The organism is Leuconostoc lactis, from assembly GCF_007954625.1.
In the GTDB taxonomy this organism is placed as follows: Bacteria; Bacillota; Bacilli; order Lactobacillales; family Lactobacillaceae; genus Leuconostoc; species Leuconostoc lactis_A.
The window spans coordinates 1,334,454-1,350,150 of record NZ_CP042420.1; the positions used below are offsets into that span (position 1 = coordinate 1,334,454).

The 15,697-nt window shown below is 43.0% G+C and carries 14 protein-coding genes; 10 read left to right on the plus strand and 4 right to left on the minus strand.

Annotated elements, in window-relative coordinates:
* Nucleotides 1-35 precede the first annotated feature (35 nt).
* The 3 genes from FGL80_RS06615 to FGL80_RS06625 form a co-directional block, all read right to left on the minus strand.
* A complete protein-coding gene (locus FGL80_RS06615; protein ID WP_055307928.1) occupies nucleotides 36-1,571 on the minus strand; it encodes a glycosyltransferase family 39 protein in 1,536 nt (511 codons plus the stop codon).
* 109 nt (nucleotides 1,572-1,680) lie between these two features.
* Nucleotides 1,681-2,109 (minus strand): hypothetical protein, encoded by a 429-nt coding sequence (locus tag FGL80_RS06620; RefSeq protein ID WP_147001872.1) that lies wholly within the window; start codon nucleotides 2,107-2,109, stop codon nucleotides 1,681-1,683.
* A complete protein-coding gene (locus tag FGL80_RS06625) occupies nucleotides 2,102-3,403 on the minus strand; it encodes a Y-family DNA polymerase (RefSeq protein WP_055307926.1) in 1,302 nt (433 codons plus the stop codon). Before FGL80_RS06625 ends, FGL80_RS06620 begins: the two co-directional genes overlap by 8 nt.
* A 260-nt stretch (nucleotides 3,404-3,663) precedes the next feature.
* On the opposite strand from FGL80_RS06625, the gene FGL80_RS06630 reads away from it, so the two are divergent.
* The 4 genes from FGL80_RS06630 (at nucleotide 3,664) to FGL80_RS06645 (ending at nucleotide 8,004) form a co-directional block, all read left to right on the plus strand.
* Nucleotides 3,664-3,864, plus strand: a complete 201-nt coding sequence (locus tag FGL80_RS06630; RefSeq protein ID WP_055307925.1) for a cold-shock protein — start codon at nucleotides 3,664-3,666, stop codon at nucleotides 3,862-3,864.
* 482 nt (nucleotides 3,865-4,346) lie between these two features.
* Nucleotides 4,347-5,693, plus strand: coding sequence for an FAD-dependent oxidoreductase (locus FGL80_RS06635; RefSeq protein WP_147001873.1), 1,347 nt, complete (start codon nucleotides 4,347-4,349; stop codon nucleotides 5,691-5,693).
* A 170-nt stretch (nucleotides 5,694-5,863) separates the two neighbouring features.
* Nucleotides 5,864-6,499, plus strand: a complete 636-nt coding sequence (locus tag FGL80_RS06640; protein ID WP_055307923.1) for an NAD(P)H-binding protein — start codon at nucleotides 5,864-5,866, stop codon at nucleotides 6,497-6,499.
* 170 nt (nucleotides 6,500-6,669) lie between these two features.
* Entirely contained in the window at nucleotides 6,670-8,004 is a 1,335-nt protein-coding gene (locus FGL80_RS06645; RefSeq protein WP_055307922.1) for a dihydrolipoyl dehydrogenase family protein, read from the plus strand.
* Nucleotides 8,005-8,092: 88 nt separating this feature from the next.
* On the opposite strand, the gene FGL80_RS06650 is transcribed toward FGL80_RS06645, so the two are convergent.
* Nucleotides 8,093-8,581 (minus strand): MscL family protein, encoded by a 489-nt coding sequence (locus FGL80_RS06650; RefSeq protein WP_055307921.1) that lies wholly within the window; start codon nucleotides 8,579-8,581, stop codon nucleotides 8,093-8,095.
* Nucleotides 8,582-8,783: 202 nt separating this feature from the next.
* Here FGL80_RS06650 and FGL80_RS06655 point away from each other — a divergent pair, with 202 nt between their 5' ends.
* The 6 genes from FGL80_RS06655 to FGL80_RS06680 all read left to right on the plus strand — a co-directional run bounded on the left by FGL80_RS06655 (nucleotide 8,784) and on the right by FGL80_RS06680 (nucleotide 15,512).
* Nucleotides 8,784-9,713 (plus strand): DMT family transporter, encoded by a 930-nt coding sequence (locus tag FGL80_RS06655; protein ID WP_147001874.1) that lies wholly within the window; start codon nucleotides 8,784-8,786, stop codon nucleotides 9,711-9,713.
* A 170-nt stretch (nucleotides 9,714-9,883) separates the two neighbouring features.
* The gene (locus FGL80_RS06660; protein WP_055307920.1) at nucleotides 9,884-10,741 is read left to right on the plus strand and encodes an NAD(P)H-binding protein; all 858 of its coding nucleotides are present in this window, start codon (nucleotides 9,884-9,886) and stop codon (nucleotides 10,739-10,741) included.
* A 62-nt stretch (nucleotides 10,742-10,803) separates the two neighbouring features.
* Nucleotides 10,804-11,229, plus strand: coding sequence for an Rrf2 family transcriptional regulator (locus FGL80_RS06665; protein WP_055307919.1), 426 nt, complete (start codon nucleotides 10,804-10,806; stop codon nucleotides 11,227-11,229).
* Nucleotides 11,230-11,390: 161 nt separating this feature from the next.
* Complete coding sequence (locus tag FGL80_RS06670) at nucleotides 11,391-12,164, plus strand: threonine/serine exporter family protein (RefSeq protein ID WP_147001875.1); 774 nt, start codon at nucleotides 11,391-11,393, stop codon at nucleotides 12,162-12,164.
* Nucleotides 12,165-12,175: 11 nt separating this feature from the next.
* On the plus strand, nucleotides 12,176-12,622 hold the full coding sequence (locus tag FGL80_RS06675) for a threonine/serine exporter family protein (protein ID WP_082424335.1): 447 nt from the start codon (nucleotides 12,176-12,178) through the stop codon (nucleotides 12,620-12,622).
* A gap of 190 nt (nucleotides 12,623-12,812) precedes the next feature.
* On the plus strand, nucleotides 12,813-15,512 hold the full coding sequence (locus tag FGL80_RS06680; RefSeq protein WP_055307918.1) for an HAD-IC family P-type ATPase: 2,700 nt from the start codon (nucleotides 12,813-12,815) through the stop codon (nucleotides 15,510-15,512).
* The last annotated feature ends 185 nt before the right edge of the window (nucleotides 15,513-15,697 follow it).

A 15,697-nucleotide genomic window follows, 5' to 3' on the forward strand; every position in this document is an offset into this window, starting at 1 on the left:
AGCTGAAGTAGTCATGGCTACTTCAGCTTTTTTTATTAATGGCGGCTCATGTATGTTTGTCGTTGACACATGTGATAAAGGCCATAGCCGGCTAATAAACTGATAAATGGCGTGTATTGAATCATGTATTTTGTGCCACCAGATTCAAAAATCAATAAGAATAGGAGACCGCCAAGTAAGATAAGTGAAATCAGCGTCGTTTTAGCGTTTGTTTGATAAAACCAGGTGGTATAAATCATAGCAACTAAAATGAGTAACCAAACTAGTTGCATGATAAATTGGTAATTCGCATGCCAAGTAACGCGATCGCCAACTTGAATGTTATGTTGATAAATGACATCTTGTAACTTTTGACTGGCGGTATTTTTTTGTTTTAGTGTCCGTACGGTTGACCACAACTGCTCGCGGTGTGCCCCCATGATACCAGTATCCACATTATCACTATATTTCATGAGATAGAATTTCAACGAACCGCCCAGTCCGCGTTCTTGCGTACGAGCAATCAGGCGCTGTAATTCTGGCTTTTTGCGTGCGTCTTTATTTGGATAAGCAATGGCAAATCCGTAATCTGCGTCATTAAATGTACCGTGTACCGTGTTTTTATCTTCAGGATTACCGTAACTACCAAGCAAAATATAATGGACGGCAGGAAATCCTTTTGTTGGATCAATGGTAACGATTTGTTGTTTCGCTACGTAACTATTAAACGATACGACAGTCATGGCAAAAAACAAGCCGCCAGTCAGTCCTAACAGTACTGTTTTTTTAGGCGATTGCATATGACGCAAATACTTTGGTGAGATGATCAGAAAAACAACCAAGGCGATGATAAAGATAATGGCGCTAGGGCGCAATAAGTAGAGCAACCCCAGGGCGATACCAGCTACCGTGAGGTACAGAAATCCCCATTTGTTGGTTTTAAACCCTTTGAGTAGGAAAAGGAGTGCCAAACTGGTAAACAAGAGGCCGTAGTTATCCGTGTAAGGGAGGATAAAGATAGGCTGAGCCATGCCAAAGTAGGCAAAAATTAAAGTCGCACTATTGGCAATCGCGCGTGAGTTAAAATAGGTTTTAGCAAATAAGCGAAAGAGTAGGACTGAGACATCAATGATGACAAGCGTCGCTAATTTAAATGCCCATAGTTGGGTCCCAATCACTTTTGACATGACAAAACTCATGAAAAAATACATGGTATTGTTGGGATTAATGGATAAATAGTGGGCAATGGTTTGTGGGGTTTCTAAACCACCTAAAATCACTTGCGCATCTGAACCAACGTCAGTTTGCAACGTCATGAGTAATGCGACTTGCCAGCTTACTAGTAGACAAAATGCTAGCCAGAATAAGCTGTTGTGATGGGATTTAACCCACCGCCAAATTGTGGCGATTGGCCGTTGTAGGGGTAAAAGTGTCCCAACATAACTCAGCAATAGCACGACAAAAAGACAGATAATCAAACGATTACCCAGTTGCCAGGGTGATAGTGTACTGGATTGTAGTGATAAGAAGAGTGCCAGCAGTAACAAAATTAAAGTGGCGGTGTTAATCATGCGATAAAACACGCGTTGCATAACTGAAAGTTCCTCCAAAAGTTCCGATGAATTTAAACACAGATAGCACTATCATAACAAATATAATGATGTTTTGCAGATAAATTTGTGATTGGTATCGTGATGGAAACTAATGGCTTGGTGAAGCGGTGCTTTTCTGATGTTCGTCAAGTATGGCCAACCAGCGAATGTCCGTCCAAGCTAAGATTGTTTGGGCAATTCGGAGATGTTGCGTGGTGTAACCGGTAATGGGGCCCTGGATGAGTGGGGGTAAGACAAGATCCCCAGCTAAATTATAGGTGCCAGTGTTACTTTGCGCGGTAACTGATAGCTGCTTTTCGATGGCTAACTGTGCCAGTGCCATCATATCAGACAGGTTCATTTGTGCGTGACGTTGCCGAGCAACGATGGCTGCTGTTGTTTCGGCTTCTCGTTGTCGGGCTGCTGTGTGATCAGAGAGATAAAAGCCACCCCATTTTTTCATGCCTTGGTCATGATAAAGCTGACCAAAAACTTGTAATGGCCAGGTTGGCTCATAATTGGGGTATTGTTCAGTCATCTGCTTGCCCGCCTTGATGTCCACCGACTAAATTGGCGCGGCTGATGGCTGTTGCTGCTGTATCAAGTGATGCGCCATACACCAGTTTAGTCAGACCAAAACGTTGTCGAATCTGATCGATTGCCTGGTCGAGTTGTTGTTGTTTGGCGAGTGTGGTTGGGGTGTTAAACAAATCTAACTGCATCACAGCATCTGATGATAGCTCGCCAAAGTAAACAGCTAATTGTTGAGCAACACCGCTTTGCCAATGTTGGGTCAATAAGGCGGCTGCGTGTTGTTGTAAAATTTGAGTGACGTTAGTCGGGGTCGCCAACCGTTGTGTCTGCTGCCACTGCTGACGCGTTGTGAAGCTGTTAATCTGAATACTGATGGTGCCTGCCAGCAAATGCTGTTGACGTAAACGGGTAGCAACATGTGCCACAATTTCTTGCAAAACGATGCGGATATCGTTGATGTCAGTATAGGGGCGTGGCAGAATTTGAGAATTGCCTAGACTCTGAGACGCAGGGACCGCTTTTTCGCGAATGCGTGTCCGGTCGACGCCCCAAGCTAGTGCGTATAAGCGTAATCCGTTTTGCGGGCCAAAAACTTTTCTTAAACGAAATGGGTTCGCATGTGCTAAGTCCCCCATGCTATAAATGCCCATTTGATTGAGTTTGTGAGCGGTGCGATGACCAATTGACCAAATGCGATCTAGTTGATTGATTGGCCACAATTTTTCTGGCACGGTTTCAAAATGAAGATCGCCAATAAATGAAGGATCCTGTTTAGCATACAAATCTAACGCAATTTTTGCCAAAGTAGGGTTATCCCCGATGCCAACAGTAGTGTATAAGCCGGTTTGGGCATGGACATCGAGCTGAATTCTACGGGCGACTGCTTGTGGTGTTGGTCCAAAAAATTCCCATGTATCCGTCATATCCAAGAGACTTTCATCAATGGAATAAGGGTGCCAATCCTGATCGGCAACATATTGACGATAAATCTTGTTAATTGCTAGATTGGTGTCAATATAGTGGTTCATGCGTGGTGGGACTTGAATAAGATCAGGTAATCCTTGTAAGTCTTTCAGACGGCTGACATTATGCTTTAAGTCATATCGCTTTTTAGCCATGGGGGAAGTTGCCAGTACTAAGCCACCACCGCCAACATTAGGGCCTTTTGACACGACGACTAGTGGCACTTTCATTGGGTGCAAACCACGGTCTACGGCTTCGACAGAAGCATAAAAAGATTTAGTGTCAATCACGAATACCACACGTTTTGTTTCAAAGCGATAGTCATAGTCAGTCATGTCAAAACCTCCAAAAATACTAATGGTCTCATTATACGAACAAATGTTCTGTTTGTCTAGTCATGCGTATCGGGTTCAGATGGATAATCGCATTAATTCGCGGTCGAGGGTTTTTAAATTTGCTATTAGTTGTGATACGTGTTACAGTTAACGGTTAATAAAGTTTTTGATTTTGATTTCTCTTTTCTTGAAGGACATTCAGTACCAATTATTTAAATTACAAATAAAGATTGGTGAATGCACCAAGGGAGAAACATATAATGGAAACAGGCACAGTAAAATGGTTTAATGGCGACAAGGGTTTTGGATTTATCACACGTGAAAACGGTGATGATGTCTTCGCCCACTTCTCAGCTATTCAAAGCGATGGCTTCAAAACATTTGATGAAGGTCAATCAGTGACTTTCGATGTTGAGAATAGCGACCGCGGTTTGCAAGCTGCAAATATCGTTAAAGCTTAATAAGACAAAAAGCTCACTAAGGTGAGCTTTTTTTATTTATATCGCTTAGTATTTTTCTTTGATAAAGGTTTGACAATTTAGATGTTGATATGATAAATTATTGTAGTAACGCATCATGCGTTGGCCCAACATGTGGTTGTACCTTACTTTAGTATATTTTTTCTGTATGATAAAAACCCATATATTAACATAACATGTTGGGCATTCTTAGTCCGAAGGCCACGGTTTACCATTAAGGTAGACCGTGGTTTTTTTATGAATTTTTTTAAATCCAATTCAGATTTTGATGTACACCTTGCTATCAGTGATATAATCGACTTGTAAGTAAAAAAGTTAGGAAAAGTCAGAACTATCGCGTGAAAGCGTTGCAACTCAAGACATTGTGTAATGAAGGTATGAACAAGTTTTGTAAAAATAAATGCCCAGCGGTTGGCACCAATTGGTCATAATCATAAATAAAATAGAATGGGTGGTAAGATCGTATGAGAGAAGCAAAAAATGTCATTGTCGGTTTTGGTAAGGCCGGCAAAACGCTCGCTTTTAAGTTAGCGGCAAAAGGGGAATCCGTTATTCTACTTGAAAAGTCGGATCAAATGTATGGTGGTACTTGCATTAATGTCGGCTGCATCCCGTCAAAGTTTTTGTATACTTTGTCGCGTAGTGCGACGGATCGTTCGGACTATCAGCGTGCTGTCTTAAAGAAAGATGCGACGATTGGTAAACTACGTCAAGCAAACTACCGTAAGGTGGCAGATTTACCAACGGCAACAGTTATTACTGGCGCAGCCCAGTTTGTTGATAATCATACGTTAACAATCCAAATGAAGGATGGCACAACAGAGACCGTTAAGGGCGAACGCATCTTTATTAATACGGGCGCTAAGCCAGTTTGGCCAGGTATTATTGGGCTAAAGGATAGTGCGTTTGTTTATACAACAGACACTTTGATGGCTAAAGAAACTTTGCCGGAACACCTAGTGATTATTGGTGGCGGTTATATTGCCGTTGAATTCGCCACGACTTATGCCCAATTTGGCGCTAAGGTGACGCTTTTGGTGCGTGACAATCGCTTGTTACCACAGGTCGAATCAGAAGCCGTGACGGCCGTGACTGAATCTTTGACTGATTTAGGTGTCGAGATTCGTTACCAAACACAAGTGGTTGAAATGACTGATGACGGTGATCACACCGTTTTGTCGCTTGTCGCAAATGATGAACCTGTCGCACCATTATCAGCTGATGCGGTTTTAATTGCCACTGGTCGCCGACCAAATATTGCCAATCTTGGTTTGGAAAATACCGATATTGCCGTTGAAAATGGTGCCGTGGTCGTGGACGATCACCTACGCACTACAGTTGACAATGTGTGGGCAGTTGGTGATGTGCGTGGGGGTGCGCAGTTTACGTATATCTCACTCGATGATTCACGGATTGTTTGGCAACAGTTGTTTGGTGATGGGAAAGCCACATTGGCACAGCAAGATTTGGTGCCGCACGTGTTGTTCACCAATCCACCATTGGCAACAATTGGTTTGAGTGAAGCACAAGCCGAAGTCAAAAATAACGCCTATCGGGTCGCTAAGCTACCGGTTGCGAGCCTGCCAAAAACCCATATTGAAGGCAATACCCGTGGTTATCTCAAGGTTTTGGTTGGAGAAGACGACTTGATTTTGGGAGCGACTTTCTTTGCAGTTGAAGCACAAGACTTGATTAACGTGATTTCTTTGGCCATGCATCACAAGTTGCCATACCAAGCATTACGTGATCAAATTTATTCACATCCATCAATGATGGAAGGGTTTAATGATCTTTTTGGTTTGATTCAATAACACATATCGCGTTGATACTAGTTGCGCTAGTATCAACGCGTTTTTTAGTCTACTGAACTGCGATTAATAACGGGTTGCTTAAAAAATTACAAAGAATAAAGTGTAATATAATGCACGGTGACGTGTTAGAATAGACGTTCAAGAATACGTCAAATAGAAGGAGTCCTCACATGAAAATATTTGTTGCTGGTGCAACCGGTCGGGTAGCGACGGTCTTATTGCAGTCGTTGGTCGCGCAAGGGCATGAAGTCATTGCGGGTGCACGTTCACCAGAAAAAATTATGGTATCTGACCATATTACGCCCGTTAAATTGGATTTACATGACACGGTCACGCACTTGGCGCAGACGGTTAAAGATGTTGCGGTGATTTATTTTGTGGTTGGTTCCCGCAGTCAAGACTTGCTGCAGACAGATGCTTTTGGGGCGGTCAAAATGATGCAAGTGGCCGAAATGAACCATATTCAACGTTTCATTTTGCTCAGTTCTGCTTTTTCACTCACGCCTGAAAAATGGGATAATCCGGCCTTGGCTGGGTTATTAGACTACAATATCGCAAAATTTTTCGCAGACAACTATTTAGTGAATCAAACACAACTCGATTATACAATTTTGCAAGCAACAGCCTTGGTTACGGGTGAGGGCACTCATCATATTGCGTTAAACGATGCTAGTGGGTCAAAAAATACAATTCAAAACGTTGGCGAAACCCTCGCTTTGTTGCTCAATCATGATAATACAATTAAGCAAGTGATTCAGATGAGTGATGGGCCGGTTGCAATTGACACGGCACTGGCAGCAATTTAAACCGTTAGTTAGTGTTGTTGATCAGATTGGCAGTTGATTTTGGCAAGTGGTAATTTTCACAGTGCTTAAATCCAGTAGGTTTTCTGATTTCAGTTATACTGTAGATAACCATTGCATGATTAAAGTATTGTTGGCTTTAGTCAGCACGTATGCCATAGGAGGCGGAAAAAATGACAACGTATGATTATGATGTTTTGTATATTGGCAGTGGTCATGGGACTTTTGATGGTGCCATTCCACTTGGGGCCAAAGGCGTCAAGGTTGGTGTGATTGAACAAGACTTGATCGGCGGCACTTGTCCAAATCGTGGTTGTAACGCCAAAATTGTGTTGGATTCACCAGTCGCCTTGCAGCGACACTTAGCTGATGTTCATGGCGTGATGCTAGGTGAGGTCACAATTGATTGGGCTGCTAACCAAGCGCATAAACAGACTGTGATTGGTGGTTTACCAGCGTTTATTCAAGGCTTGCTTGATGACAATTCGGTCGATGTGCTCTTTGGCCATGGTCAGTTAGTTGATGCCCACACGGTATTAGTGGCTGGTCAGCCTAAGACGGCTGACAAAATTGTGATTGCAACCGGATTACGACCCAATCGACTCGATATTCCTGGTTCGGCGTTCGCGCATGATTCCGCAGACTTTATGAATTTAAGCACCATGCCAAAGCGCTTAACGATTATTGGGGCCGGTTATATCGCCATGGAGTTTGCCACAATGGCGAACGCCGCTGGTTCAGAAGTCACGGTTTTGATGCGGGGCGCACAAGCGTTGCGTGCTTACCATCAACCCTTTGTGGAACAGATTATCAGTGATTTAAGTCAACGTGGGGTAACCTTCATACGAGAAACAACGGTGACGGCAATCCAACAGATTGCGGATCATTTTGTTGTGGTGGGTGACAACGATCTTAACCTGACCAGTGACTGGGTGTTGGATGCAACGGGGCGTGTGCCGAATATCGCAGCACTTGGTTTAGATGAAGTTGGTATTGCTTATACGGATAAAGGGATTGTCGTCAACCATTATTTGCAGACAAATGTGCCAAATATTTATGCTGCTGGGGATGTGATTGATAAGATACAACCCAAGTTAACGCCAACCGCTATTTTTGAATCGCGATACTTAATGCACACATTTTCCGGTGAAACGGTAGCACCAATTAATTACCCCGTAATACCATCTGTTGTCTTTACGTCACCACGTTTGGCGCAAGCTGGAATAAGTGTTGCAGAAGCCAAGCAACATCCCGATGACTATACAATTGTGGCACACCACACGCCAGATGATTGGTATCGTCAAGTTGATCAGGAGACGATGGGCGACAATATCTTAATTTTCAACCAGGCACAGCAACTGGTTGGGGCTACTGAAGTGTCACCTCAGGCAGAAAATGCCATTAATGCTTTGTTGCCAGCAATTGAATTTGGCTTTGAACCTGCTGAGATTGAACGTCTTGTCTACTTATTCCCAACAATTGCAGCATCGGCATGGGGACAACTTTAAGGGATGAACATCTTGGCATACCGTATGACATTCAAGTTTTTTATGACGGATTAATTGCGATTGCGATAAAGAAAAACCCAAAGTGTCATCACTTTGGGTTTTCTTGTTGATTGAGTTTTTCAAGTTCTGCCAGGATTTTGCGTTGTAAGGCAATCGTTTCTTCGTTTTGCTTTTGCAGATGTAGGGCATCGGCATGCGCTTGATTGTAGCCCCATTTATTGACGGGATCGACAATTAACGTTTCATTAATAAAGCGGATAGTGAAGAACACGATGGTCGCAATTAAGACAGTGGTTAATAGGCTACTAGCAAATTCAGATAACGGCTGTGTAAACCGATTATAGTAAAGCGTGTGCTGCGTAGAAAAGAGCCAGATTCTTGTAAAATCAAAAAGACCAAAGACTAAATTGACCAATGCCTTAATAGTAGAGCCAAAACTGTTTCCAACAACCACTGAAATCACAAAGGTAATCAAGTTGGGGGCAAACAAAAATTGCTTAAATTGACCCAATCTTTCAGTGGACTTGGACAGCATTTGATTCGTTTGTTGTTGAATAAATTTTCTTGGATTTTTCATGTGTGATTGATGATTCCTAACAAATATAGTAAGAATAAGTATAACAAATCTCACGGTGACATGCCAAATTTTCGCAATGTCGTGACCACAAGACTAAAATATAACGATAAATACATGTAATGATACTTGCCGTAATCCCTTGCAATTTGTTTGAATCCGCGTAGACTTGTACTATGTGCTTTAAAAAAGTAAGGAGATTATCATGTTATACATCGTGGGGTTATTGTTAGGGGGTGTGGCTTTAGCCAACCAATCGCCAATTAATGCGCGCTTGGGTGCGGCGTTAAAATCACCATTCCGTTCAAGTTTGGTGTCGTTTACCGTAGGGTTCGTCTTCTTGGTGGCCGTTTTTCTAGTGAGCGGTCAGCATGTGACACTGACAGGGCAACATCCTTGGTGGATTTGGACGCCTGGTATATTTGGCGTTGTTTATTTGACGTCGAATATTTTACTCTTTCCAAAAATTGGTGCGATTCAGGCGATTGTTTTCCCCATTGTTGGCCAAGTGCTGATGGGGTTGATGATTGACACATTTGGTTGGTTTGCAGCCAAACAATTACCTATGACACTGACAAAAGCTGGCGGAGCGGCTTTATTATTGTTTGGCGTGTATGTTGCAGTCGTTTGGGCCAATCGACGCGAATTAAATCGTGAAAATGCGATTGATAAATCTGAAGAATCGACGCTTGAATTAAACGCTTGGCGAATCTGGGGTGTCATTGCGGGTGCTGTATCATCAGCACAACAGGCCATTGCCGGAAAATTGGCAGTTGCCTTAGGTTCTGCGATTGGTGCCGCCATTGTGTCGTTTGGTGTCGGCATGTTAATTATTTTCCTTGTTGTATTGCTGCGTGATAAACGTCTAATGCCAAGCCAACCTGTACCCAGCCAACCTAAATGGGTGTATATCGGGGGAATCCTTGGCAGTATATTTGTTGTTGCCATGGCCGTAAGTGTGCCAGTGCTGGGTGCTGGCTTTGCGGTGATGATTGGCTTAATCGGGGCACTTGCCGGTTCAATGGCGGTGTCACATTTTGGTTGGTGGCAATCACCACGACAGGCTGTGTCTTGGTTGAAGGTCATTGGCATCATTATCATGGCCGTTGGTGTGGCTTTCATTAAATTGGGTTAATTGGCTTTGTCACAATGCGTTGCAGCATGTGTATCTGTTACCGATACGCGTGCTTTTTTATTGGATTGTGACGATAATATGTGATAATCACTTGTTATCAATAAACCAACAAGTTGTGCTATAATACTTGTACAGAATAAAACAACAGGTAATAGAAAAGGACACCGATTATGAAATACGCCATTACTGCTGCGACAGGCCACTTCGGCCAACTAGCTTATCACTATTTGCGAGAATTAGTGGATGAAAAAGATATCGTGCTTATTGTACGTAATCAAGAGAAAGCCAAGATGTTGTTTGGGTCGGCAGATATCCGTGAAGCAGATTATGATGATGTTGAAGCTTTGACACGGGCATTTGCTGGTGTTGATCGGGTCTTGTTCATTTCATCGCAACCTGGTGGTCCAGTTCCACGCGCAACGCAACACCAAAACGTGATTGATGCTATGGTTGCCAATCATGTCTCATTTGTGGCTTATACAAGTTTTATCCAAGCTGACAAGTCAGTGAGTGCATTAGCGCAAGATCATTTAGCCACTGAAAAAGCTTTGGAAAAGGCTGATATTTCAGCCGCAATTTTAAGAAACAACTGGTATCTGGAAAATGAAATGGGCTTCATCACAACTGGTGCCAATCGACAAGTGACAGCCTACTGGGCACCAGGTCGCGCAGGCTGGGCATTGGAACGTGAATATGCCGAAGCCGCGGTTAAAGTGTTGGTGAGTGATGCACCAAAAGCAGTCTATGAATTCTCTGGCGTGTTAGCAGATTATGCAACGCTTGGTCAAGCTTTAATTGAAGCAACTGAACAAGACATTCAAGTGGATCAAGTGACGCAAGACGACTATGTCGCGATTCTAGAAAAGAACGACTTGCCACATGATTTGGCTGTGCTCTTTGCCTCATTCCAAAGTCCCATTGCAGAAGGATCACTTGATGTCGCTTCAGATGATTTAGCGACTGTTTTGGGTCGTGACTTAACGCCATTACCCGCTGCTTTGAAGGAAATTTTGTCACGCCAAGCATAACGCATTGCCAGTAAACATCCACTGGCTAATGTCAAAGATCACAGGGAGGGCATACGCCTAATATGCGTTTTTCTTATAAATTAAGCGATGCCATACACATTTTAGCTTATATTCATATTAATCAAACCAACGACTTATCGAGTAAAGCAATCGCCGGCAGTATTGGCGCGAATGCCAGTGTGGTTCGGAGTTTAATGTTGGATTTGCGGGCAGCCGGCTTACTAACGACCCGTCAGGGCGTGGCGACACCCGCATTAGCCCAATTACCAGAAGATATTAGCCTGTATGATATCTACATGGCTATCAATATGACCCACCAATTATTGCATATTGATCCAAAAACCAATCCCAATTGTCTTGTCGGGGGACAAATTCAAGCAACGTTGAATCATTTTTATACCGACATTGAATCCGCGGCTTATCAGAAAATGCAAGCCATTTCATTAGCTGATGTGATTCGTGACCTTGTTACAAACGACCAAAAATAAAGTTAAAAGCACCCATAAATTTGGGTGCTTTTTAATGTATACTGATTAAAGAGCTATTGACGTTAACACGAATATTGTCGTCGTCAATAACCGCATTTTGTATGATTTAAATGAATGAAGGACAGTACTTGGCGCTGTTCAAGTGATGGTGAACGAATTTGATGGCAACAAATATGACGAATCCAAGCTATAGCGAAGCAGACATTATCAATGTCGCTACCGATGCCGGTCGCTTGTTACTCCTTGGTGGGGCGGAATCCTTTCGGATTGAAGAAACAGTTGAACATATTGGGCAATCACTGGGCCTACCATTGACTTGTTACGTGACGTTAACCGCTGTCATCGTTTCAGCAAACAATGGGGTACAAACGAAATTAGTTAAAGCGCGTATTTCCGGTTTTAATTTACGAACGGTTGACCATGTGAACACACTATCGCGCAGTTTGGTGGCTGGGCAAATCACGCCAGAGGAATTTTACGCCGGTATCAAAACGTTAAAGCAGCAGGTAGTGGATTTCCCACTGGCTTTAAAGGTATTTAGTGCGGGGCTGGTCGGAATGGCGCCGTCTTTAATTGCAAAAGGCACGCCACTTGATTATGTGATCATGTTTTTTGCTGGTGTTATTGGCTATCTGGCGTATATCTTAACGGACAAAAATTCTAAAACGCCTTATGCACCTGAATTTATTGGTGGTTTAGCAATTGGCTTGTTTGTCTTAATGTGTCATGGTTTATTCCCACAGATTTCGACTTTGTCAGCAATTCTTGGGGCGGTCATGCCACTGGTGCCAGGTTTGGCCATGACAAATGCGATTCGCGAAATTATTATGGGCGACGTGTTATCGGGTCTCGTGCGGGCGATTACTGCTTTGTTGGTGGTGTCGTCGTTGGTTGCTGGTGTGTGGATTGCGTTTGAACTTGTCAGATTTGTTTGAGGTAATGGCTTGTGACGGATTTTATTTTAAGTACCATTTTGGCTTTGTTGTCTAGTGTGGGATTTTCTATTATTGCTAATGTACCAAAACGCGCCTTACTTGGGGCTGGTATTACAGGCGTCTGTTCTTGGATTGCCTATTATGTGTTAGATAGTGTGCATCATAGCATTGTGCTGCCCAATTTTATGGCATCGTTGGTGGTGGGGATGCTAGGTTTTTTCCTAGCGCGCCGTTTTCGTGTGCCTGTTACCATGATTTATGTCGGTGCACTGATTTCACTTGTACCAGGGGGGATGGCTTTTAGTACCTTGCAAAAATTGTCTGAAAATAATTTAACCGCTGTGCTGAAAGGGTTATTTAATACTGGTAGCGTCGCGATGTCATTGGCTTTAGGTATTGGGGTCGCTAATATATTTAACGGCTGGTTGTATCAGAAAAAAATGTGGTTACGCAAATAATTGACAACCGAATTCGTGGTACTATATACTTAAGTTGTTATATTAATCTCATTTGTTCAAAATTAAACACTCCTTGCGGGAGTAGCGGCGCACATGCGTGGGAAACTGACTTACCAAATCACATGATTTGGCGGCCAACCTTAAACAGCAAGACGCAAAGAATTTTTCTCTTAAAGGAGTGTGTTATTTTATGAGCACCAAATCAAGTGAAACTGATGACGTTCCGTTATTGAATTCATCAGATTTCTACCAACAGTCGTGGACAGAAACCGTGGATACATTGCAAGGCAATTTTCCAGACGGTTTGGATACACAGCAAGCTGCAGCGAGACTTGAAAAGTTTGGCTACAACGAAGTTACGAGCAAGAAAACGCCAAAATGGCAAATCTTCTTGCGTCAATTTAACAATGTCATTGTTTATATCTTGCTCGTAGCTGTCGCCTTGACGTTACTCATGCGCCACTATTCAGATGCCATCGTTATTGGTCTTGTAGTGATCATTAATGCCTTGATTGGCTATATGCAAGAAGTGAATGCTAGCAATGCGTTAGATAAAATTAAAAGCATGCTATCTGTTGAGGCGACCGTTATCCGTGATGGGGAACGTTTTGATATCCCATCGCGTGAATTGGTACCAGGCGATCTTGTTTACTTAGAGGCCGGGGACAACGTCCCAGCCGATTTACGGATCATTGATTCAGATAATTTACGCATTCAAGAATCCTCTTTGACAGGTGAAGCCGATTCTGTCTTAAAGGACAATATGCTGCTTGTGGGCCAAATACCGCTTGCTGAGCGTAGTAATATGGCTTATGCATCAACGGCTGTGACGAACGGTAGTGCCACCGGTATTGTTGTTGCGACCGGTGTGCAGACGCAAATTGGTCAAATTTCTCAAAGTGTTGCGGATGTTTCAGCACAAAAAACACCATTAATCCGTGAGTTGGATAGTTTGGGTCGTGGTATTTCTTGGCTTATTATTGTCATTGCGGTTGTGATGTTTGGGCTTGGTTGGCTCTTGCAAATTTATTCATTGCCAACGCTTGTAATGGCCATTATTGCGATGATTGTTGGGTCAATGCCTGAAGGGTTGCCGGCCGCAACGTCAATCATTTTAGCCACTGGGGTTAAAAAATTAACGAAAAAACATGCTATTGTTAAAACGTTACCTGCCGCTGAAACATTGGGAGCAGTGGATATTATTGCCTCAGATAAAACGGGTACCTTAACAAAAAATGAAATGACGGTTCAAGATATTGTGATCGGTCAGCATCATTATCACGTTACCGGTACGGGCTATGCACCGGACGGAGATATCTTACTAGATGATGTCATTGTTGATGCCGCAAAGGACCCAGCGCTTGAAATGTTTTTGACGATGGGACATCAAGCCAACGATACGTTCTTAACCAATGAAGATGGCACGTGGGAAATTAATGGCGAACCAACGGATGCAGCTTTCTTATCGGCTTACTATAAGGCCTTTGGCCTCAAGAAGCCAAAGTTAATCGAACTAGATCGCATTCCGTTTGATTCGGATTACCGTTATATGGCACGTTTAGTTCAAAACCAAAAGCAATCACGCTTTGTGGCGATTAAGGGTGCGCCTGATAAGCTCTTTGACTTGGCCAAAAATGATCCTAATTTTGATTTGAACTATTGGTCAACCTTAGCCTCTGGATTTGCAAAGTCAGGTAAGCGTGTGATTGCGGTGGGGTACATCGACGTCGCACCTGATGTGACTGAGGTAACCCATGAGCTATTGAAAAAGCTTGGCATTACCTTCTTGGGCTTGGCGGCAATCATTGATCCACCACGTCCTGAGGTGATTAAAGCCATCGCGGATATGCGTAGTGCAGGCATTCGCGTGAAAATGATCACGGGTGATAGCCCTGATACTGCCAAAGCAATTGGGCAACAATTGGGCTTGGCGGACAATATTCAAGCGATTACTGGTTCAGAAATTGAACAATTATCCGATGATGAACTCGCTAAGGCTGTCCCGCAATATGATGTCTTTGCCCGTACAACACCAAAAGATAAACTTCGGATTATTACAGCTTATCAAGCCAATGGCTTAGTGACTGCCATGACTGGTGACGGTGTGAACGATGCGCCGGCTTTGAAAAAGGCTGATATTGGAATTGCCATGGGTATCAAGGGAACAGACGTTGCCAAAGATTCCGCAGATATGGTTTTGGCTAATGATGACTTTTCAACGATTAAAGTTGCGATTGCACAAGGTCGTCGTTTGTATGATAATATTCGCAAAACGATTTTGTACTTATTGCCAACCAGTTTCGCCGAAGGGCTTATTGTGGTCTTTAGTATTTTGTTGCAGCAGCCGATGCCACTAACAGCCACACAGTTGCTTTGGATTAACATGGTGTCAGCTTTGACGTTACAACTGGCGTTTATTTTCGAGCCGATGGAACCTGGCTTGATGTCACAACCCCCACGTAAAACATCGGCTAAGTTGATGAGTCGCTATGACGTTTTCCAGATGGTTTATGTCAGTGTGATTATCGCTGCTGTTGCTTTGGGAATCTTTGAGTACTTAGATGAAATCACTGGTTTTGCTGTGGCAAGTACGACCGCAGTTAACGTGATTATCTTTGGTAAAATTTTCTATCTCTTTAATATTCGAACAGCTGCACCAGCATTAAGTGCGTCATTCTGGACAAATCCAATGGCTTTCGTTGCCATTGGGGCGATGATTATTTTGCAACTTTTGTTCACGTATGTACCATTTATGCAAGGTGTCTTCACGACTGCAGGGCTATCATGGACGGATTGGCTTGTAGTCTTGGCAACCGGCTTCATTGTCTTGCTCGTGACAGAGTTAGATAAGTACCGCCGTCTTGCAAAACAAAAGCGTCGTACTGCTTAATTATTTGAAAAGCTACCTATATCGGGTAGCTTTTTTTGATGTTTTGAGATCGTGATTTGGGGTTATTCTGCTCATGGTTTAGACAACTTTTAAAATGGTTAGTTGATTTATTAAACCAACCAAGATATAATATTTTCTGGAAGCGCTTTCAATAAAAGACAGTAATCATATTAGGAGAAACACTG